General features: G+C 46.0%; 8 protein-coding genes. All 8 read right to left on the reverse strand.

What is annotated here, in order from left to right; genetic code table 11:
- Window positions 1-412 precede the first annotated feature (412 nt).
- Complete coding sequence (locus tag AC1DP6_RS05220) at window positions 413-11,206, reverse strand: amino acid adenylation domain-containing protein (protein ID WP_477053881.1); 10,794 nt, start codon at window positions 11,204-11,206, stop codon at window positions 413-415.
- 45 nt (window positions 11,207-11,251) lie between these two features.
- The gene (locus tag AC1DP6_RS05225; protein ID WP_477053882.1) at window positions 11,252-15,088 is read right to left on the reverse strand and encodes a condensation domain-containing protein; all 3,837 of its coding nucleotides are present in this window, start codon (window positions 15,086-15,088) and stop codon (window positions 11,252-11,254) included.
- Complete coding sequence (locus AC1DP6_RS05230; protein ID WP_477053883.1) at window positions 15,088-16,158, reverse strand: HAD-IIIC family phosphatase; 1,071 nt, start codon at window positions 16,156-16,158, stop codon at window positions 15,088-15,090. The genes AC1DP6_RS05225 and AC1DP6_RS05230 overlap by 1 nt, the downstream gene beginning before the upstream one ends.
- A gap of 20 nt (window positions 16,159-16,178) precedes the next feature.
- Window positions 16,179-17,147 (reverse strand): 3-oxoacyl-[acyl-carrier-protein] synthase III C-terminal domain-containing protein, encoded by a 969-nt coding sequence (locus AC1DP6_RS05235; RefSeq protein WP_477053884.1) that lies wholly within the window; start codon window positions 17,145-17,147, stop codon window positions 16,179-16,181.
- Between the two features lie 9 nt (window positions 17,148-17,156).
- Complete coding sequence (locus AC1DP6_RS05240; RefSeq protein ID WP_477053885.1) at window positions 17,157-18,305, reverse strand: acyl-CoA dehydrogenase family protein; 1,149 nt, start codon at window positions 18,303-18,305, stop codon at window positions 17,157-17,159.
- On the reverse strand, window positions 18,306-18,563 hold the full coding sequence (locus tag AC1DP6_RS05245) for an acyl carrier protein (RefSeq protein ID WP_441571712.1): 258 nt from the start codon (window positions 18,561-18,563) through the stop codon (window positions 18,306-18,308).
- Window positions 18,564-18,608: 45 nt separating this feature from the next.
- A complete protein-coding gene (locus AC1DP6_RS05250; RefSeq protein WP_441571711.1) occupies window positions 18,609-19,463 on the reverse strand; it encodes a 3-hydroxyacyl-CoA dehydrogenase family protein in 855 nt (284 codons plus the stop codon).
- A 10-nt stretch (window positions 19,464-19,473) separates the two neighbouring features.
- Window positions 19,474-23,619: amino acid adenylation domain-containing protein (locus AC1DP6_RS05255; protein ID WP_477053886.1), on the reverse strand; the 4,146-nt coding region annotated here is incomplete at its 5' end.

Below are 23,619 nucleotides of genomic sequence, written 5' to 3' on the forward strand. Positions count from 1 at the left end.
AGGTTATTTTCAATTTTTTTCCGTTAATGTTTGATACAGAGTTGGAGGAAGATCCTGATTCTGATTTTGTTATCAATTGTAGAGCACTAAAATATGCAGTGATTGAGTAGCCATGCCCGGACAATCAGTGGATTGAGCGCATGATACTTCGTTAAAGATTACTTGGAAACACAGGATTGGTATTATCCATAGAAAGGTATTTGATCCCCAGGTACTCCCTAAGTGTAGTCGTATCATGGAAAAAATGAAGGATTATGCGTTATCTCTTTATTCCCATCCTCCATTCCGGACTGAAAGACTTTTAGAGATTCACGACCAGGTATATCAAGAGATAAAAAAAGGAGTCCCAAAAATTACTTTTGAGACTCCTTTTTTATGGGTTTATACCTTGCCTTCCCCCGCCACGTGAATACTAACTAAATGAAGGCTGCTGTACTAAATGTTTGCTGCTTACCTGTTGGGTGATGTTGTAAATGAGTCCGGCATTGTGCGACAAATACTCCTGGTTAAACATTTCAGGATGCAAGCCTTCACCCTGGTGAATATGAAAACCACTGGTGGAGCTTTCTTCCCAGTCGCGGTTTGTTTCCGGAGTACTCCATTCCTGTTTGGATTTTACAATATGTATCCGGGCATTGACAGTACCAGGATCTGTTTTGCCATTCATATATTTACAATAGCCGGCAATTTTACTCATGGTATTTTTCTTCAGTATTTCCAGGTAATCCGGGTCTACTGAAAATATGGACCAGTCTACAATGTCGTAGTAAGCCTGAACGGTGGCTTCTATTTCTTCAGGCGTTTTTTCCTTCGGCGCCCAGCGTTTGAAGCTATCTATAAGAATAATATCACCTACTTCTCTTCCTTTTGCTTCCAGTTCTTTTGCTAATTCGAAAGCAAAATTACCGCCGGCAGAATAGCCCATCAGTATCAATGGCAGATCCGGTTGCATTTCATTCATCACGGCCATATATTGCTCCAATCTGTCTTCGTGTTCATGGAAATGAAAACAACAGATGGTGTGATTTGGGAAATACTCTGCGAGCGCCGTGTAAATGAAAGAGTAGCCGATAGCAGGAGGGAAGCAAAAGATCGTTTGTGGTTTTCCTGCATTTACCACGGAGTAAAATTCTTCCGCGGATACGCTGCCGAATTCACTGAGCATTTTTATTTTATCTGCCAGCGCCTTAATGGTAGGGTAGGTAAATGCGGTGGTTAATGGAATGTTGATCTCCAGTTCTTTTTTAATCCTGTTCAATACCTGGATTAACCGGATGGAGTTACCTCCTATTTCAAAGAAGTTATCAGTGGTACCAATGCGGTCGATGCGGAGTACCTCGCTCCAGATGGCGGCCAACGTTTTTTGAAGGGCCCCTATTGGTTCTTCGAAAGGTTTGTCTGCGGCTTCCTGTTGTTGTGCCAGTTGTTCCAACGCTTTTTTATCTATTTTACCATTGGTGGTCAGCGGCATCTTCTGCACGTAAATGCAGAAAAGTGGCAACATATAGCTGGGCAGACGATCTGCCAGGAAGGTACGGATAGTAGAATAACCATATTCCCTGTCAGATTCATAAAAGGCAGCGATTTGTTTTTCTCCTTTGATATTGGTGACAATGGCAGCTGTCATGCCAATGCCCTCCATTTTACCGAGCGCATTTTCAATTTCGCCCAGTTCAATGCGGTAGCCCCGTAGTTTTATCTGGGTGTCTTTCCGTCCGAGACATTCGATACGACCATCTGCCAGCCATCTTCCTATATCTCCAGATTTATAAATCCTTTCGGAAGATAGTTTTTCATCACGGAAGTATTTTTCATTGGTCAGCGCTTCCTGGTTGCAATAGCCTCTTCCAACCCCAGATCCTGCCACATATATTTCTCCTACCACATTGATCGGTTGCATTTGTCCATGGTTGCCTATGATGAGGATCTGTTCATTCAATAGCGGCTTTCCAATGGTGATTTTATTATCTTTTACCTCATCAGTAGTGCTGTATATACATGTTTCAGTGGGACCGCAACTGGTAAAGATACGGGTGTTCTTATGCCGCCTCAGTGCATTGAGCAACTCTACCGGTACAGGTTCACCTCCGGTAATAACCGTTTTGATACCTCCTATGATCCCCAGACCGACTGTTTGGATGAATAAAGAAAAACGGGAGGGTGTCATTTGCAGTACGTTTACCTGGTGTTCCCGGATCATTGCCTCAATTTTTGGGAAATCATTTATTTCCTCATCGTTGGCGAGCAGCACACACACACCGGAAAGCAGACTGCATAATATTTCCAGCACAGAAAGATCAAAAGTGATATTGCTGATAGCCAGAATTTTATCGCCGGGTACAATGCCATAAACAGGCCCGAAATTCCTCGCGAATCCCGTTACATTTCCATGTTCCAGCATCGCTCCTTTGGGAACACCTGTAGAACCGGAAGTATAGATGATGTAGGCCAGGTCAGCAGGAGTAATGGATATCTCTTTCAGTTCCTGTTGTACCGTTGGCTTCCGTTCGGCATAAATATTAAATACCGGCAATGAGAAATTAAAATCTTTATCGGCAACGATCATATTGCATCCGCTGTTGCCAAGTATGTATTCGATGCGTTGTGCCGGGAAATGTGGATCCACAGGCACATAGGCCGCGCCGGTTTTCAGGATAGCGAGTAAGGTGACGGGCATATCCAGGGTTCTTTGGAGCATTAAAGCTATTTTATCTCCAGGCTTCACGTTGTGAATTTCCTGCAAATAAATGGCGAGTGCTGTGGATTGCTGATCCAGCTCTTCAAAAGTTAAGCTGCCATTGCTGCTGGTGACCGCTGTTTGTGTTTTTTGTTGTAAAGCCTGTTCGTACCATACATCTGGTATGGTTACGGCTGGCACATTTTTCTCAGGACTGCCTCCAAATGCTTTGAGTACCTGGATTTCTTCTTCATCTAACAAAGAAATCTGCTGCAATGGAATGGCCGGCTGATCTATAATTTGTACAAGGATATTATAGAAATGTTTGGCTAGTCTTTGAATAGAAGCTGCTTCAAACAACCCCTTATTATAGTTCAGCACGAAGTCAATATCTTCCCCGTTCTGTACGGCCAGAAAGGTAAGGTCAAACTTAGCCACACTGATATTTAAAGGGAAGGGAGCAAATTTCAGCGTATAGTTTTCTTCGCTGTTTTGTTTGCTGATAAACTGGAACAGCGTATCAAATAGCGGCGTACGGCTTGGATCCCTTTTGAGCTGCAGTGCTTCCACTAATTCTTCAAATGGGTAGTCCTGGTTTTCGTAAGCAGAAAGCGCCGTCATTTTTATTTCTTCCAAAAACTGTTCAAACATTTTCTCTGCTGCAGGATAACTCCGGATGGCGAGTGTGTTCACAAACATGCCAATTACCGGCTCCAGGTCCGCATGTGTGCGCCCGGCCACTGGTGTGCCTACGATAATATCTTCCAGCGAAGTATATTTTGACAGGAGAATATTATATACCGCCAGCAGCAACATATTGAGGGTAACGCCTTTTTCGCTGGCAAACTGAAGTGCCCGTGCGGCTGTGGCCTCATCGACTTTAAAGGAATAGTCACTGCCTTCAAATGTCTGAGACAATGGCCTTGGAAAATCGAAAGGCAATTCCATCACCGGCATTTCACCTTCAAATTGCTGTATCCAGTATTGCTTTTGTCGCGAAATAACGCCGGTGGCAGACAGGGATTGCTGCCAGGCTACGTAGTCCTTGTATTGAACAGCAGGTTCCGGTAACGTGGCGCCATCATATGTTTCCCATAGTTCCCGGAGAAATGTTCCCATCGATACTTCATCCCCAATGATATGATGCATGTCGAACAGCAACAGGTATTTCTCCTTGTTCACTTCATATATGGCTGCGCGGAGGAGCGGTGCTTCGCCCAGTTCAAATTTCCGGATGAAAGCGGCTACCTCGGCAGGAGCATCTTCCTCTTTACCCTGGGTATGTTTTAAATGAAAATCAATTTTGTCGTGTATAATCTGCACTGGCTCCCCGTTTATCATGGAGAAGGAGGTGCGTAAGGTTTCATGCCTGTTGATTAATGACTGAAAAGCCTTTTCCAGTCCTGGTACGTCGAGGTTACCTTCTATCCAGCAACCGTTCCACATATTATGACTGATTTCCGCTCCTTTGAAGTGGTTAATTACAAACACCCTTTTTTGAGCGGAAGAGAGCGGATAGTGCGCTTGCGGGCTAATCCTGGGAATAGACACAAAACGGCTGGATAAGGAATTGTTTACCTGGTYGGCCAGCGAGCGGATAGTCGGATATAGGAAAATATCCTTTAAAGAGATATCTACCGCAAAGGTTTTCTGTATCCGCGAAACCAGTACCATTGCTCTCAGGGACTGACCACCCAGCTCGAAGAAATGATCAAGTACGCCGATGTTGTTTCTCTTTAAAATATCCTGCCAGATAGCAAGCAAGGTGCTTTCTGTTTCGGTGGCCGGGGCTTCTGTAATGATACGGCGACTATCTATATATTTGAGTGGATCCTGCAGCGCCTTTTTATCAATTTTGCCGTTTGGCGTTACCGGAAGATGTTCCAGCAAAATAAAATGAGCCGGCACCATATAGTCAGGGAGTTGTTGTTTTAAAGCATCTTTCAAACCGCTTAGTTCTTCTCCTGATTGACTGGCATACCAGCATACCAGTTCTTTTTCATTTTCCTGACCGAATACGGTGACCACCACTTCTTTTACCTGTGGCTCGCGTAAAAGGATACTTTCAATTTCCTGTAATTCTATTCTGTATCCCCGTACTTTTACCTGGTCATCTTTTCTTCCTAAAAATTCAATATTACCATCAGGGAGCCAGCGTACGATATCACCTGTTTTGTATACGCGTTCGCCGGTGTGTGGGTTGGTAATAAATTTTTCGGCGGTGATGTCTGGTCTGTTCAGGTAGCCTCTTGCTACGCTGTGGCCACCTATCCATAGTTCGCCCGGTAATCCTGCGGGGACTAACTGATGCGAAGTATTACAAACATGATAGGTATAGTTTAACAGCGGTTTACCAATGGGCGTGTTGCCGGTAGCAGGCAGTAATTCCAGCGAAGTTTCGTAGAAGCCGGAATCAACACATGTTTCTGTAACGCCATAGCTGTTGAGCACCCTGATGCCGGGAGCATATCTCTCCATCAGCTTTCTGAAGTAGGTGAGCAGGCAGGTATCTGAACCAAGTATTAACAGTCTTAAGAAGCTGATATCCTTTTGATGCTCATGCGCGTAATCCATCAACGGTGCTATCAGCGCCGGAGTAGACTCGAAGAAGTTGATCTGATGTGATGATAGCAGGTCATACAGCGATTTAGGATCCAGGCGTGTTTCAGAAGGGCAGATAACCATGCTGTCGCCATTGGTGATGGTGCGCACCACATCGCCGGTAAATACATCAAAAGAGAAACTGGCCATTTGGAGCATACGAACTTCAAATGTATCCAGCTCGTAGGCTACGCGCCAGGCTTCCGCAATATTGCTTAACGCCTTGTGTTCCACCATTACTCCCTTCGGCCTGCCGGTAGTACCGGATGTGTAGATCACATAGGCCAGCTGAGTGGGGCTGATGGCTTTTTTTACAGGAATGGCGGATTGTTGCGCGATTTCTTCGATCAATATCCCTGATGGGTAAGTATTTTTTCCGGCAGCATCGGTCAGCATCATTTTTGCGTTACTATCGCTCAACAGGTATTCAATTCTGTCCAATGGATATTCCGGATCAACAGGAAGATAAGCAGCTCCTGCTTTTAATACTCCCAGCATACTCACCACCATCCACTCTGAACGTTCAACCATTATACCGATGATATCTTCCGTTTGGGCGCCCAATGCCTGCAAGTGAGCGGCTACGTTATCGGATAAACGATCCAGTTCTGCATAGGTGATATTTTTATCTTTGAAAACGATCGCGATATGCTCCGGCTTTTCTTTTGCGTGTATCTCAAATAGTTCGATGATATTTTTTTCTGCTTTATCGCCGGGATTATACCCAAAAGTGCTGAGTTGTTCCAGCTCGGATGCCGTTACAAACTGTAGTTCCCGCAGTGGTTTATTTTGCGTCAGTACCTGTTGGAGTATATGATGTACCCGGCTCAGATAATTTTCTCCGTTAAATATTTTTTCGTCATAATCGATCTTTAATTCAAAGGAGGTTTCCTGTTCCAGCACCCTCAGTTCCACATGGTTATCAAGAATGTTGTACACCCGTTTTAAGGTACCCATCCGGGTTTTGGTATCAGGATTTACAAAGTGCTGATAGTTGTAGAAGAAGGATAATGGCTCATCTCCGATGATATGGTTTTGCAGCGCCAGGGAAATGTGCCGGTAAGGATTCGCTTCTCTTTTCTGTTGTTGCAGGTAGGCACAGAATTCATCGAAGGAGGTTGTTTCGTTAAAGGACTGCTGTGTTATGAGCAATGGGAAAACGTGCGAATACACTCCCAGCGTATCCATTTGCTGCCTGCTACGTCCGGCTATATTTTCCCTGATACAGAAATCATGATCGGCGGTACAGTAGTATTTTGCCAGCAGTGTGAAGATGGCCTTAAAGAAAATATGTGGTTTTATACCATGTTCTTTGCAATAGCTGATCACGTGGGAAGCTTCTTCACCGGCGATGGTGAGCACATCCGCAATGATAGCATTTCTCCCTGGCAATGTGCCGGAATAAGACAATGGCTGCACCTCCGATAATTGCCGGCGCCAGAAATTTTCGATGACGGGCGTATCAAACCGGGCCAGGTGATCAAAAACATCGTGTCCATATGGGATGTGTGTTTCTTCACTGACTTTTCCTTCCTTCAGTAGATGATAAGCTTTGTCAATTTTTTCAATCAACAATTTGAAGGAGGTACCATCTGTGAAAATATGATGCGCACTTACGGCTGTCACATAATGATCATGACCGATCCTGAAGAGGTAGTGTTTAAAATGTGGTTGGTGGATGTCCTGGTTTTCATCGCAATATTTTTTTATCAACGGATAAATATCTTCGGCATCTTTTGCTTCTCCGCTGATATCAGCATAGCGGAAGGGGGGAATCATCTCTTTTCTCACGCCCTGGAAAACTTCCGCATCCTTTGTGATGACGGTGGAGCGGAGACTGTCTTCCTGCCGGGTAACCGTTTTGATGGCTTCTTCCCATAATGGTACTGTTATCTCTTCTTCAATCTCAAAATACGCCAGCGGCCGGAGGGTAAACCCTTCCGGGTTTATTATGCAGGTGAAGTAAATATCCCGTTGGGTAGTGTTAAGCGGATAGGCTGCCTCGTAAGTGTTTTCATCTATACCCAGGTATTGGAACAACTGTTGTTTGTTTTCGTAAGAAAACGAATTTTCGCTGTCACCTTCCCTGCCGAGGTCAATGGCATCCAGCCGTACAGAAGGGGTGTTGGCTACTGTTTTCAGGATGGTGAGGTAATGAGCTGCCATTTTTTCGATGGTAGACGTTCTAAACAAACTTTTTGAGTAGTTGAAAAGCACCTGCATTTCTCCATTGGCTTCCAGGATAGATGCTGACAGATCGAACTTTACACTGGCCTCTTTCATGTCCATTGCCAGCGGAGTTAAAGACAGGTTGCCGTTGGCCCAGGACTGCATTTCTATGCTGTGATAGCCGAACATGGTATCGAACAGCGGATTTTTGTTTACATCTCTCACCAGTTGCAGTTCTTCCACCAGCTCTTCCATCGGGTACAGCTGATGATCCAGGGCGGAAAAGAAAGTATCTCTCAGTTGTTCCATTAATTGTGTAAATGGCTGTTGCATATCCACCGCGCACCTGATGGGCAGGGTATTTACAAACATACCGATCATCGGGTCGAGGTCGCGATGCACACGGCCCGCTACCGCAGTACCTACAATGATATTCTTTTGGCCGGTATATGTGGCCAGTAACAGGTGATACGTAGCCATTGTAAGCAGGAAAATGGTACTTCCTTCCGTATTGACTATCTGCTTTAGTCTGGAAGCTGTTTCCTGGTCGATAGGGGCGAAATGAAGACCACCTTCGAGGTTTTTATCATTGGAGCGTGGATAATCCAGTGGCAGGTCCAGTGCTATCTGCCGGTTGGTAAATGTTTCCAGCCAGTATTGTTTGTTATCATCAAAGGCTTTGGTTTTACTGTAAGTGGCCAGCCAGGCAGCGTAGTCTTTATATTGAATTTTCAGCGGAGGCAATGCGTCTGAATGATACGCCGCCATCAGCTCCTGCATAAAAATATTCATGGAGATACCATCGGAAATAATATGGTGCATGTCCATCAGCAGGAGACCAGATTCCGCATCTTTTTCTATAAACAATGCCCGCAGCAACGGTGGTTTGCTCAGATCAAAAGGTTGCACAAAATTGGTCACATACTGGTGTATGTCCGGATCCTTATCCTGTTTAACAGGAATTTCAAAAGAAACGTTTTCAGCGACATGCTGCATGATCTGTTCTTCCGAAAAACTGAAGCCGGTTCTTAGTACGGCTTGCCGTTTGATGACCGTTTTAAGTGCGGTTTCCAGTTTTGCAATATCTATCTGACCTTCCACGCGGAACACGGTAGGCATGTTGTAGTTGGTGGCCGCCTTATTCAGCAGGTAGCTCAGGTATATGCCCTGTTGTGCAAAAGAGGCAGGGTAGACAGGAGAGGGTGGCGCAACAGGAATGTCGAACTGTACTGCTTTGCCGGCCTGTTGTATATAAGTAGCCAGCTGTTTGATAGTGCCGCTGGAAAATATCTGCCGCAGTGGTACTTCTACCTGCAGATCCTGTAGTATCACCGTAATCAGCTTAGCGGCCTTTAAGGAATGGCCGCCTAAAGCGAAGAAGTTATCGTTGACGCCTATCAGTGTGGTATTTAAAATTTCTTTCCAGATAGCTACCAGTTTTTCTTCCAGTGCGGTAGCCGGTTCATCTTCTTTTCCCAGTACCCGTTGTTCATTTTCAGGTCGCGGCAATTTGCGCCGGTCTGTTTTTCCATTGCTGGTAACGGGCATTTTGTCCAGCATCATAAACCTGGAAGGGATCATATACGCCGGCAGCCGGAGCGATAAATAAGTGACGATATCAGTAATTGCGATATCGGTGGATGGCACAATATGGGCACACAGATATTTGACTTCCATCTCGTCTTCAAAGGCGCTTACCACTGCCTCCTTTATTGCAGGGTGGCTTTGTAAGGCAGCCGCTATTTCTTCCAGCTCTATCCTATAGCCGCGGATCTTGACCTGGTTATCTTTTCTGCCGATAAACACGATATTGCCTTCCGGTGTCCATTTGGCGAGGTCGCCGGAACGGTACATTTGCTGCCCTTTGTGATAGGGATCAGCTACGAATTTGGCGGCGGTCAGTTCTTCATTGTTCAGATAACCCTGTGTTACACCGGGGCCTGCCACGCATATTTCACCGGGTACACCTACCGGCAACAACTCCAGCTCATCATTGAGGATGTAGATGCGATAGTTGGGGATCGGTTGCCCGATAGAAACATTTTCACCTGTAGGAGGAACTGCTTTATAACGCAGTACACTGGAAATAACGGTTGTTTCCGTAGGTCCGTAAGCGTTAATGATGTCCAGTTCCGGTATTAAGGTACTGTAGTCATACAGCACGGTATCTTTGATAGGTTCCACTCCCACAAACATCTTCCTCAGGGGAATAGGTGTTGTTTGCTCTTGCAGATGGGTATAAAGATCCTTCAGCAACACTGGTGGGATGTAGGCGTAGGTAATGTTTTCGCTGACCAGGAAGGTAGCCAGGCGGGCGGCATCAAATAATCTTGCTTTATCCAGTACCACGAGTGTAGACCCACTGGTGAGCGCCACAAATATTTCTGCTATACTGGCATCAAAGGAAATATTAGAGAGCGCCAATACACGATCGGTGGTATTAAAGCCTTTTTCGAAAACACATTTATAGGCCAGCACGAAATTGGTAACACCACTTTGCTTTACCGCAATTCCTTTTGGTTGGCCGGTAGAACCAGAGGTGTATATGATATAGGCAGGATCACCGGGATCGTTGCTGGTGGAGAAATCAACGAGGTCGCCATGACCTGTAATTTCATCCAGCAATAATATGGGGTGTGCATCCTGCTTAAAATATTCCTGTTTTTCGTTTAAAACATTTTTAGTGGTCAGGATCAGTTTCGCGGAACTATCTTTCAGGATGTACTGAATGCGTTCGTCCGGGAAATCGGCGTCTACAGGCAGGTAGGCGGCGCCGGCTTTTAAAATTCCCAGCATACCGGTGATCATATGTTCCGACCGGTCGCAAACCAGCGCTACTACATCTCTTGCGCCAATTCCTTTTGCCTTCAGTTGTATGGCCAGTTCCAATGCCTGTTGCCGCAGTGTATGATAGGTGATCTGTCTGTCCGCAAACTCAACGGCCACTTGTTCGGGATGCCGCTGCGCCTGTTTTTCAAATAATGCAAGGATGGTCAGCTCTTTTTCCGGAAAGTCAATCATGTTATCATTAAACTTTTCGGTTAACAGCTGTTTTTCTGCTGCCGATAAAAGTGGCACTGCTGCTACTGTGACAGATGGATTGTTGACAATAAAGTGAAGTATATGCTGCAAATGTTCTCCTATCTGCGCAACAAACCAGGGCGCATAATGGTGGGTATGTTGAATAGACAGGTTAAAAGACGCTGATCTTCTATCAATAGTAAAAGATAGTTTAGACGCTTCCTGGTATTCATTTGCACCGGTTAATGGCAGATAGGAAAAAGCATAGTTAAAGAGGTATTCTGTTGGCCCAACCAGCGTATCATATTTCTCTGAGAATTTCTCAAAGGAATAGTCTTTATGCCGGTAGGCTTCTTTCAGCTCTTCCTGGAAGGCTTGCAGCAGCTGCCTGATGGTGCTGTCTTGATGGATAGCAGTGGCTAAAAATAACGGAGCGGTGGTGGGCTCTTCCCCGGGTAGTTTGGGAGCCGGACCTGCCATCAGTATCTCTTCTGCTGCGGTGTATTTGTGGATGAAGATATATATAGCAACGGAAAAGAAGGCATAGATGGCCGCGTCCTGGTCATTACATATTTTCCTGAGCGTTGCTGCCACGGCATCGTCGAGCAAAAACGACCGGGAGAGGCGACCGGACCTGGCGGGATTTAGTGTAGTGGCAGTTATTTCTGATAGTTCCAGCCTTCCGGTTTTGTCCAGCCAGTAATCAGTTGCAATTTTATGTTGAAGGGCCTTGTTCATGGCAGTAATATTTTTTTTATTTGAAATATTTTTTCGGTCATCCAATTAAAAATTAAAAGCAAAATCCAGGTTGTTAGGCGCATGGATTGTTTCTGCTGCAATCCTGAAGGAGCATTCACCGATGGTACCCGCAGGATTAGCCAGGATATTATCGAGCAGCGCCAGTATACGTTCTTTCATCAGTAGTATGGTTTCTTCTTCAAAGAGGGCCGTGTTGTATTCCAGTTTCACCGGCCAGCTGCCGGGTTGTTCATTGATCTCCATCACCAGGTCGAACTGGGCTGTGCCGGTTTGCATCGGGTAGCCGGAGATGGTCAGATCACTACCCAGTTGTATGGCGGGGATCTCTATATTCTGGAGTACAAATACCACATCGAATAATGGGTTGCGGGATGGATCTTTTTTTGCGTTCAATTTTTCCACCAATAAGGCGAAAGGATAGTCCTGGTGCTCATAGGCGTTGAGCGAATTTTCTTTTACCGCTGCGAGCAACTGCGTAAAAGTTTTATGACTGGCGGGTTGGTTTCTCAGTACGAGTGTGTTTACAAACATGCCCACCACGTTTTCCAGGTCATTGTGCGAACGGCCGGCAATAGGAGAACCTATGATGATATCTTCCTGACCGGTATATTTATGCAGCAGCACATTATAAACAGCCAGCAGCACCATGAAAGGCGTGGTACCGGTAGTTGATGCCAACGCCTGGATACCTTGTACCTGTGCGGGAGAAAGTTCAAAGCGGAGGTTGTCGCCGGTAAAGGATTGTGCAGCTGGTCTTGGTTTGTCAGTTGGTAATTGCAGTATGGGCAGGCCGTCGGCAAATTGTTGTAACCAGAAGTTTTCCTGCTGCAACAGCGTGCCATTATCAAACAACTGTTGTTGCCACACCACAAAATCCTTGTATTGGATTTTTAAAGGAGACAGTGTTTCTCCATGATATAACTTCACCAGTTCATCTATGAATACGCTCATGGATACACCATCGGATACAATGTGATGCATGTCGAACAGCAGCAGGTATTTATTGGGTGCCAGTGTAGCGAGGCCGGCTCTGAAAAGTGGCGCCTGCGTCAGGTTGAAAGGCTGCAGAAAGCTGTTCCACACTGTTTCCGGATCGTTGCTATGGGTGAGCTGCTGTAAGGAAAAAGTTATTTCCGGATGGACTATTTGTACCGGCTTCGCATTTCTTTCGTGAAAGCTGGTGCGTAAACTTTCATGTCTGTTACAGAGTGTATTAAATACGGCTTCCAGTTTCTGCACATCGGGGGTACCTTCTATCAGCAGGGCGGAGGGCAGGTTGTAAGCCAGCGTATTTTCATTTGCCTGTTGTATCAGCCATAAGCGCCGTTGTGCTTCCGAAAGCGGGTAATATTCCTGTATTGTTGCCGGTTGTATAGCCTGGTAACTTCCCTGCTGAGTGCCATCGGCCAATAATCCATCTACGCCTTTTGCCAATGACCTGACGGTAGCAAAAGTGAAAATGTCTTTGAAGATCAGTTTTATACCAAATTCTTTTTCTATAGTAGATATTACTTTGGTGGCCAGTAAAGAGTGACCTCCCAGTCTGAAGAAGTCATCATCCAGGGAAAGTTCTTCCAGTTTTAAAACAGTTATCCAGATGGCAGCAATTTTCTTTTCTGTTTCCGACCAGTTATCGGGAACAATAGCCGATAATGTTTCCTGTAATGTTTCGGGTTCGCTGGCAGCAACGGGAGCAGTGTTCTCTTCTTTTAAGCCAACAGCAGTATAATCCGCTGCAGGTATTATTTCTTTCAGCCAGCAACGGACTTTTTCGAAATGGTACGCAGGCAGATTTACTTTTCTATGATCAGATCCGGCATAATACTTTTCCCAGTTGATGGGAAATTGCTGGCTGTATAGTGTTTGAATAATGTCAAGCGGGGATGTTTCCACCGTAGCAACATGATAAAGGAATTCTTTATCAGGATAATGCAGTTGTTGTAAGCCGCGTGATAAACATCCGGCTGGTCCTAATTCTATGAACAGGACCCGGTTTTCTCCTGTTTCTCTTTCTACGAGGGCCACCAGCTTTTGCGTCAGATCGGGAACAGTACTTTCATCCGAAGCACATTGCCCGATGGCATCTTCCAGGGACATTTCGTTGAGTGCCACTGCCACTACCAGGTCGCCGGTTCCTATTCCCAGCAAATCTGTGATAACCATGCCTTTTTCTTCTGTAAACCGGTACAGGGCATATTGTAATACAAAGCGGTTAATGGCAGCATTGGCGACTGTATAATGTTCAGCGCATGCTGCCACATATTTACGCAGAACGGGTTGACTGTCCGTGATGTTTTTCAGCAATGCATCGCTGACGGGTGCATCTCCCGAGAAAAGGAAAATTACTTTTTTTACCGTTTCTTTTGCGTTGCTGACGTTACTGTTGCGCAGCTGCTGTATTAGTTCTTTTTTTGTGGATGCTGTCACAGCAACCCGGTGCTGATAATGTTTACGACCACTGTTTAAGGTGAAGCTGATATCTGCCAGAGGAGCGCTGTCCGGCTGAATGAGGTAGCTGGAAAAGCTATTGATATATTGTTGCAGACTATTGGCTGACTTTGCCGAGAAGTTGAAGATGAAGGTCCCTGGTGTATCCTGCGCCTTTGCAATGACCGGTGCTTCTTCCAATAGTACATGACAGTTGGTACCACTGAGACCAAATGAACTGACGCCTGCTCTTCTTGGAAAAGGAGCATCCCAGGTTTTAAAGGCGTTGTTTACATAGGTCACCGAATGTTTAAAATCGATGAAGGGGTTAGGCTGATCGAAATGGATGGATGGATACAGCTCTTTATGCTGAAGGGAAAGTACTGCCTTTATCAGCCCGGAGATGCCTGCAGCGCCACCGGTGTGTCCTATATTGCTTTTAACGGCAGAAACGGCGCAGAAATGTTTATCATCGGTAATCCCTTTAAACGCGAGATCGATACCGGCAATTTCGATAGGATCTCCTAGTTTGGTACCGCTACCATGGGCTTCAATATAGGAAACGGTAGTCGGATCGATTTTTCCTTTTTCCCATGTTTTTTTGATGACTTCTGACTGGGCCTGGCTGCTGGGTGCAGTGAGACTGCCGGATAGTTGCGCATCCTGGTTGGCGGCGCTGCCTTTAATAACGGCATAAATAATATCGTTATCTGCCAGGGCTTTATCCAGCCGTTTTAGTAGAACACATCCTATTGCTTCACCGGCGCCGGCGCCTCCTGCGTTGGCAGAAAAGCTCCTGGTTTTTCCATCGGCGGACATAATGCCGAGGTCAGTGCTGTCGCTTTTTTCTGCGGGGAACAGGATCAGGCGTACTCCGGCAGCGAGGGCATAGCTGGCGTCGCCTATGAGCAGTTCATTGCAGGCCATATGTACTGCCAGCAGGGAAGAGGAACAGGCGGTATCCAGCATGGCAGCATTGCCCCTGAAATGGAAGAAACGGGAGATTCTGCCGGCGGTAGTAGCGTTGGTATTGCCCGTTATAATGGTAGGATCGAAATGATCTGCCAGCCGGGAATATTCCTGTTCCGTATCGCCAATAAAGACGGCGGTATCCGTATCATGGAGCGAATCGGGATTATACCCCGCGCTCTCTATGGTTTCATACACTACCTCCATCAGTAAACGCTGATGAGGATCCATATACTCGGCTTCTCCTTTGGAAATGTTGAAAAATTTATAATCAAATTTGTCAACATCTTCCATAAAACCAATGCCCATGAAATTTTTTCCCGGCGCCATGGTGGTCGCCGATTTTCTGGCTACGGAAAAATCCCTGACACTGTCGCGACCAGCTACCAGGTTACGACGTAGCTCCAATATGTTGTTGGCTTCGGGAAATCTTCCCGCCATACCTATGATGGCAATATCTTTCATTATTCAGCAATTGAAAGGTTAATATAGTCAGGGTAATCAACGATCGCATTTGCCGGATGGGCTAACAAAATGCCACCATTATCCAGCTTGCCGGCTTCAGTGAAACCGGCAAATTTGTAGGTGATATACATCACCCGGTTCCTATCTGTAGGCAGAAATTCTGCCTGCAGGATGCAGCCGTTTTTCTTCGCCAGATTGATAATATAGTTCAGCAACACACCACCCACGCCGCGGGACATTACCCTGCAGGACATGAGCAGCAGTTTCAGTGTCCAGGTATTATTGTAGCACTCTACCATGGCGACCCCTATTTTTCCGTAGGAGCCATATTTATCGGTTAACTCCGCCACAAATAGATGATGATCGGGAGAGGCTACCAGGGCTTCCAGCTCTTCATACGAATAGGAATAACCGGTAGCATTTAATTGGTTGGTGCGTAAAGTAAGTTCTTCCACCCGTTGTAAATCATCTACAGTAGCCGGGGCGATGGCAAACGTGAGCTGAAGGGATTCCAGGAATTGTTTGTTGTTACCGATCTCCTGTTCTTCCTGGTTCCGGATATCATCATCGAGATACATTTTTCTTCTCAGCGATGATTCAGGCGTAATGAAACGGGGTTTACACATCTGAAGCAGTTGTACTATGCTGTCCACATCCAAACAGGTAACCTGTTCGTGCACAAAGGCCACCTCATCGCGTTCAAAGGGCTGGTCATCGATAAAAATGATGCTGTCCATGCCTATATTCAGTTCTTCTTTTATTTTTTGGAGGGAGTTGGATTTCAGGTCCCAGCTAATTTTGGGGTACAGAAAATATTGCCGGATACCAAAGGCCTCCAGTTTCGTGATGGCATCATCATAATTATTTTTGCTGGCGATGGAATTGATAATGCCCCAGCTGTCGAGTGTTGCCAGGATCTCCGGGATGTCTTTCCTTAAGGTCAGCTCATCATTTTCTAAAAGTATGCCGTGCCACATGGTATGGTCGAGATCCCATACCACGCACTTGATGGTTTTTTTGTGATTTTTTTTCGGGAGAATATTTTCAGTATGGTTAACGGTGTTTCTCATAATGCTTTAGTTATTGTTGTTTACACTTCAATGAGTATGGAACTCCACGCTGCTACGGGGCTGTTATTCATGATCAGGACTTTTTCCCCTTTTTGGAAAATGCCCGATTCTATGCCTGTCTGGTAATTGAGAAAAATATCGCCAGCTCCCAGGTGTCCGTACTGCGCAAGATTGATGGCGCAGATAGGGGAGATCCGGATGTCAAAAGCCGATTGATAATATTCGTAGGCGCGTGAAGAAATATTCTGCAGTAAAAAATGATGGATATCTTCTTTCACCAGTTGATTGCTTTTTAGTAGGGCATCATTGATTTCCTTAAACCGGTTTTTGCTTTCGATGGCCAGTTCAAATCCATATTTCCGGGTGTCACTACATGCTTCTTTATACTGATCCGCGCTTTTGTTTTTGTATTCCAGCTTGAACAGATCCCAGTACTTACCATTTGTCTGAATACTGATATCCGCAATTTTATGATCGGCTGTTTTGCTGATCAACGCTGCTACACCACCGTCGCCCATAATGGTCACCGGGTTACGGAAGCGGTATTGGGAAAACAGTTTGTTACCATAGCAGATGAGTACATGATTCGCTTTTCTGTTGGCCACCAGGTAGTCTTTGGCCAGCTTTAGTGCCATAGAGCTATCGGCACATCCCAGGTTGGTGATGGCAAAGCTGAGGGCATTGTCTGCTTTTATTTCATGTTGCAGTCTGGTTGCTTCCGAACTGATAAAGTGTTCCGGCATCCTGCTCTGCACATAAATGATCAGGTCTATATCAGCTGCGGTGGTGCCGGTTTCCTGCAGCAGCTTTTCAGTGGCTCCTCTGGCCAGCTCATAGCTGCTGATGCTGCCGGAATCATAGACGGTATCGATGCCACAGGTAGAAAAGTAGGATAATTCGTTTTCATCGAATGCGGTTTTCTCCTGCAGGCTGTGAATAGATACCGGTGTGCCGGGGGTATATGTTTTTATGGACTGAATGCCTATCATAATACTGAATTATAAAATAGAACTTAAACTGGCGATGCTGTGATCTGCAATCAATATCTGCTGTATTTCCGTAGTGCCTTCGATGATCTCCATGACTTTGGCATCGCGGAAATATCGTTGAACAGACATACTGTCGTGGCATCCCAGCGCACCATGTAATTGCACGGCATCACCGGCAATGGTGTTGGCGATCCGGGAAGCGTAGTATTTAGCTATGGACGTTTGTATAATGCTGTTGGGATCTTTTTTATCCCGCAGGTAACCGGCATTTCTGCACAGCAGGGTGGCCGCCTTTACTTCTGTTACCATATTGGTAATCTTTTGTTTGATCAGCTGATGATCTTTTAACAGCTGCCCAAACTGAACACGGTTTTTGGCGTAGTGGATACTGTCTTCCAGGCAGGCCCGGGCAATACCCAAAGATCCGCAGGCAACGCTGTAACGGCCATTGTCTAAAGCGGTGTTGACTACCTGTGATAGTCCCCAGCCTTTTTTACCCAATATGTTTTCTGCGGGCACCAGGCAATCCTTTAACTGTATTTCCCCGAGCATAGAAGCCCTGGTTCCCAGGATGCCGTCTATGGGTTGTATGGTGAGCCCTGGCGTGTTACGTTCTACGAGGAATGCGGTAATGCCTTGTTCTCCGGTGGCGATGATAACGAGCAGGTCTGCTATCTGTGCAAAAGTGATCCACTTCTTTACGCCATTCAACAGATAGCCGTCCGCTGTTTCCAGGTAGGATGTTTTGATGCTGGCCGTATCACTGCCTGCTGTTGGCTCAGAAAGACCGAAAGCAGCCAGTTTGTTGCCTGTTGCCAGCAGTGGCAGCCACTTTTCTTTTTGCGCCTTGCTACCGCACCGTAATAACGTTTCCGCTGTTAGTGAGGAATGAACGGTTATCAGGCTGCGGGTAGAGGAACAGGCTTTGCCTATTTCTTCATTCAGCAACCCGTAAGATAGCTGGTCTATGCCCCTGCCACCATAGTGAGTGGGAATGGTAGCGCCCAGGTAACCCTGTGCACCCAACTTTTGAATCAGTGCCATCGGAATGGCTCCCTGTTTGTCGTAGTCGTTGGCATAAGGCTGCAGTTCCGCTTCTACAAAGTGGCTGAACTCTTCTTTGAGCGCTTGTTGGGTAACTGTTAATTCCGGATTCATCTATAGCTGTCCTTTCTTTTTTAGAATAAATGCTTCGAGGTGATTGACCGTATTGAAATTTTGCAGATCCAGGTCTTCATTCTCTACGGTGATATCGAAAGTTTTTTCCAGGAACACGACTAATTCCAATGCGAATAAAGAAGTAAGGCCCAGTGTAAAAACATCGTCTGTTTCAGAGAAGCTGATTTCCTGTCCAACACGTTGCTGAAGAAATTCCCTGATGGTTGCTTTAATGCCTGCTTGTGTGGTAACGTCCATGTTGTTGTGATTTTATGAGTGATATAATTTGAAACGCCTGTTCGTTTAGTTCAGGTCGTATTTGTAGAATCCTTCTTTGCTTTTTCTGCCATGCAGCCCTGCATCGACCATTTTTCTTAGTAGGGGAGCAGGCCGGAATTTAGAGTCGTTATAGCTGGCGAGGAGTACATCCAGCGTATAAAGAATGGTATCCAGTCCAATCAGGTCGGCTGTTTCGAGCGGCCCCATTTTATGACCAAAGCATTCTTTGAATATTTTATCAATGTCAGGAATAGTGGCTACGCCATCCTGCAGGGCAAAAATGGCCTCATTGATGGTGAGCATCAATACGCGGTTGGAGATAAATCCGGGCATGTCGTTTACCACTACGCCTGTCATTTTTACGGTGTGCAATAATGCCTGGGTGGCTTCAATGGTGGCCGGTGTAGTATGATGCCCTCTGATAACTTCCACGGTTGGCTTCAGGTGAACCGGATTCATGAAATGGATGCCCATTACCTGTTGCGGATTTTTTAAGAAAGCAGCCAGTCTTGTTACCGATACCGCGGAAGTGTTTACGGCTAATAAGGCGTGATCACTCACTATATTTTTTAGTTGTTGGTACAGATTTTCTTTGAGAGAGATGTTTTCTGTTATATTCTCTATGATAAAATCTGCGGCAGCTACTGCACCCAGATCGGTGGTAAAGGTTATTTTATCCAGTACATTCACTGTGGCGGCGGATTTATGCAGCATTTTGTCCAGCCGTTCAATGTTGCGGATTTCCTTTTTGGCTTTTGCCAGTGCTTCTTCTGAAATATCAGTCAGCGTAATATCGTAATCATATTTTGCAAACTGATAGGCAACACCCTGTCCCATAATGCCGGCGCCTATTACGGCGATCTGCTTGATTGTTGTCATGATAATTGATTTAGAATTCTACTCTTTTTGTTTTAGATGTTTGCCTGGAAACTTTATTCAGGTGCATGGATATAATAGCCGCCTGTTCTTTGATGGTCGGTTTGTCGAACAGGTCACTGACTTTTAAAGGATTGCCAAATGATTCCTGTATGAGTCCGAGCATATGGATGATCTTAAGACTGTTGCCTCCGATTTCAAAAAAGTTATCCGTAGTGCTGATGTTATCTGTTTCCAGCACAGCGGTCCATATTTCCAGCATCTTTTCTTCTGCAGCATCTTCAGGCAGTACTACATCGGTGCCGGGCATTTTCCGGGCGATATCGGGCTCCGGAAGGGCCTTTCTGTCGATCTTTTCATTGCTGGTTAAAGGGAATTTTTCCAGGGTAATGAAAAATGCCGGCATCATGTAAGCCGGGAGTTCTGTAGACAGATGCGCGCGTAATACGGCATGATCCGGTGCGGTGGTACTTACCACATAAGCGCAGAGGAATTTATTACCGCTGTGATCTGTTTTATCTATGACCAATGCCTGTTTAATATCAGGATGTGTCATCAGCTTACTTTCTATTTCACCCAGTTCAATCCGGAATCCGCGGATCTTTACCTGGTGATCTTTTCTGCCGATGAAAGCGATATTGCCATCCGGCAGCCATTTGGCCAGGTCTCCCGTTTTGTACAGCTTTTTGCCTGGTTCAAATGGATTGTCCACAAACTTTTCCGCAGTCAGCCCCGGATTATTCAGATAGCCTCTGGCCAGTCCAGCCCCCGCAATACATAGTTCCCCGGGCACACCTATGGGCATGAGCTGCATATCATTATTCACGATATAGATCCGGGCATTATAGATCGGTTTACCGATCGGTATATTGATGCCCCTGGGATTCCCTGGTTTAAACCCGTACCAGGAGCAGGCAATGGCCGCTTCCGTAGGGCCGTAGCCGTTAATGATCTGCATGTTTTCATTCAGTGAAATGTACTGTTGCAGCATCGTATCTTTTATAGGTTCTACGCCCACAAACAGCTTATTCAGTGAAATGGGTGCATGACTTTTAAGTGCTTTGTAAAGCGGCTGCAGCAACGAAGGGGGAACATAGCAGAACGTGACATGGCTGTTCACTATTACATTTGTGAGTGACTGCACATCGTATACATGTTCTCTGTTTACAATCACCAGTTTGGCGCCGTTTACCAGTGGAATGAATATTTCCAGTATGCTGGCATCAAACGAAATATTACTCAGACTTAAACAAACATCTGCTGCGCTGAAGCCAGGGTTGTAATTGGCGGCATTTGACAACACGGAATTATAAAATGAATGGTGCTCGATCTGCACACCTTTGGGTTTTCCTGTGGATCCTGATGTATAGATTACATAGGCCAGGCTGTTAGCAGGATGATGTATTTTTTCGGTTAACGGTGTAACCGCAGCTGCCGGCAGGTCATCGAGGAAAATTTTGTTGTCTGCAAAAGAGAGACTATCTGCAAATTTCCGTTGTGTAAGTACCAGCAATGCGTTACTGTCTTCCAGCATATACCTGATCCGCTCAGCAGGATAATCAGTATCGATGGGCATATAGGCAGCACCGGCTTTAAGAATCGCCAATATGCCCGCTATCATGTCCACAGAGCGATCCATGAACACACCTACTATTTTATCTGTGCCGCCACCTTCGGCGACTAACAGGGCTGCCAGGTGGTTTACCTTTTCACCCAGGTCCCGATAAGTGATGGCCGTTTTTTCGGTTGCTACTGCGATAGCATCCGGGAAACGCGATACGCTGTTTTCAAACAGGGAACAGATATCTTCTACTTCTTCGCTTCCGGGCAGGCTCACCTTCATCGCCGTGTTGTTGAATTGCAACAGCTGCTCTTTTTCTTTTGCGGTAGTGATGTCAATATCTCTCAGCCTGATCAGCGGATCTGCGGATACCTGTTCAAGGATTTGAATAAAGTGACCGGCCAGTCTTTTAATGGTTTGCCTGGAAAACAGTTTGGTGGCGTATTCTATGCCGGCATCAAATTGTCCGTCTTCTCCATCACTGATTTGCAGCGACAGATCCATTTTGGCGACATTGTGGGGAGTGGCCACCTGCGTCAGTAACAGGTCTGAGAACTGCAGTTCGTGGTTGTTATCGTTCTGGTAAGTAAACATGTAGTCGAACAGTGGGTTCCGGCTCATGTCACGTTTGATATCCATATCATCCAGCAATGCTTCGAATGGATAATCCTGGTACTGGAATGCCCGGAGGGAGTTTTCTTTTATTTCCAGGACAAAATCACCGAATTGCTTTTCGGCTTCGGGGAAGTTCCGGAGCGGCAGCGTATTCACAAACATGCCTATCAGGTCCTGCAGATCTGCATTTGAGCGGCCGGCAACGGGGGTGCCTACAATAATATCATCTTGCCCGCTATATTTGGAAAGCAGGATATTGTAAGCCGCGAGCATCACCATAAAAGTGGTGGCTCCGCCTGACCTGCTCATTTCCTTCACGGCGGTGGCAATATGCGCTGGTACGGTGAACCGGAAAAGTTCGCCTTCATAGGATTTTACAGGTGGCCGTACAAAATCTACCGGCATATTGAGCAAGGCAGTGGCTGCGCTGAACTGTGATTTCCAGAATGCCTGCTGGGAAATTGCGGCAGATGATTGCAGCCAATTTTTCTGCCATACCGCAAAGTCCCTGGTCTGAATAGGCAGTGGCGGAAGCGATGTGCCACTATAGCCAGCGGCCAGCTCTTTCAGCAAATTGTCCATTCCCACTGCATCTGCCACCACGTGGTGCAGGTCGAACAGGAAATGGTATTGACCGGTACTGGTTTTTACCAGAGCCGTTCTGAATAAGGGTGCCTGCGAAAGATCGAAAGGTTGTATGAAGTCGCGGATAAAGTCTTCCAGCTCTTCTTCTTCACAATAGCGCAAAGGTAGATCCACCACTACGTCATCGTGGATGATCTGAATGACTTCGCCCTTTCTGATGTCAAAGGAAGTCCGAAGTATTTCGTGCCTGTTTATCAGTAAGCGTATCGCATTGGCCAGCTTTTTCTGATCCGGATTTCCGGTGATTGCATATACTGCAGGAATGTTGTAAGAAATACCGGGACCATCTATCTGGTTGAGTATATACAATCTTTTTTCAGCCGCAGATGCCGGATACCAGGATTGTTCCGGCGCCCGTTCAATCACATGGTGTGAAGAAGGAGCACTCTCCAGGATACGTGCTGCCAGCTCCGACAAATGCGGTGTGGTAAATATTTGCCGGATAGATACTTCCACCTGGAAGTGTTTGTGGATAAGCGCTGTGAGCTGTGCCGCTTTTAGCGACTGGCCTCCCAGTTCAAAGAAATGATCGTGCAGGCCTACTCTGGGAACGTTCAATAGTTTCATCCATAACGCTGCCAGTTGTATTTCTGTAGATGTTACTGGTGCTTCGTAAACAGCGGAAGACAGGTCTGTTTCTTCAGGAACAGGTAATTGCTTCCTGTCGATTTTGCCGTTGCCAGTCAGCGGGAAATGGGTCATCACCATAAAGAAGGCGGGAACCATGTAGTCTGGCAAAAAAGCTGCCAGGTGCTTTCTCAGGTCTGCCGCTATTGGCTTTTCGGCACTGATCACATAGGCGCATAAATATTTATCGCCGGCAGGATCTTCCCTGTCTATTACCAGCGTGTCTTTTACGGCATCGTGTAGTAGCAGTTTATTTTCTATCTCACCCAACTCTATGCGGAAGCCCCTTATTTTTACCTGGTGATCTATTCTACCGAGGTATTCAAAATCGCCATCCGGTAGCATTTTAGCGAGGTCGCCGGTACGGTATAATTTTTCTCCGGCCATATATGGGTGATCAATAAACCGTTCAGCGGTGAGTGCTGCTCTGTTGAGATAACCCCTGGCCAGTCCTGCGCCTCCCACACATAATTCTCCTGCCACTCCTTGTGCCGCCAGCTGTTTATCCTTATCCAATACCAATAAGGAAAGGGTGGGGATAGGTTTCCCGATATTGCTGGTATTGAGATGGATTTCTTTTTGTGTGATCTCTTTATACGTAACATGCACCGTTGTTTCGGTGATGCCATACATGTTAATCAGCTTGCAGGCAGGGTATTTTTCGTACCATCCTTTGAGCTTTCCGGGCTTGAGTGCCTCGCCTCCGAATAT

Source organism: Chitinophaga sp. 01L420, assembly GCF_056399985.1.

Bases quoted from the DNA above. Each gene is read 5' to 3' on its own strand.
- AC1DP6_RS05225 (WP_477053882.1), bottom strand. From the start codon at position 15,088: ATGAAAGATATTGCCATCATAGGTATGGCGGGAAGATTTCCCGAAGCC.
- AC1DP6_RS05230 (WP_477053883.1), bottom strand. From the start codon at position 16,158: ATGAGAAACACCGTTAACCATACTGAAAATATTCTCCCGAAAAAAAAT.
- AC1DP6_RS05235 (WP_477053884.1), bottom strand. From the start codon at position 17,147: ATGATAGGCATTCAGTCCATAAAAACATATACCCCCGGCACACCGGTA.
- AC1DP6_RS05240 (WP_477053885.1), bottom strand. From the start codon at position 18,305: ATGAATCCGGAATTAACAGTTACCCAACAAGCGCTCAAAGAAGAGTTC.
- AC1DP6_RS05245 (WP_441571712.1), bottom strand. From the start codon at position 18,563: ATGGACGTTACCACACAAGCAGGCATTAAAGCAACCATCAGGGAATTT.
- AC1DP6_RS05250 (WP_441571711.1), bottom strand. From the start codon at position 19,463: ATGACAACAATCAAGCAGATCGCCGTAATAGGCGCCGGCATTATGGGA.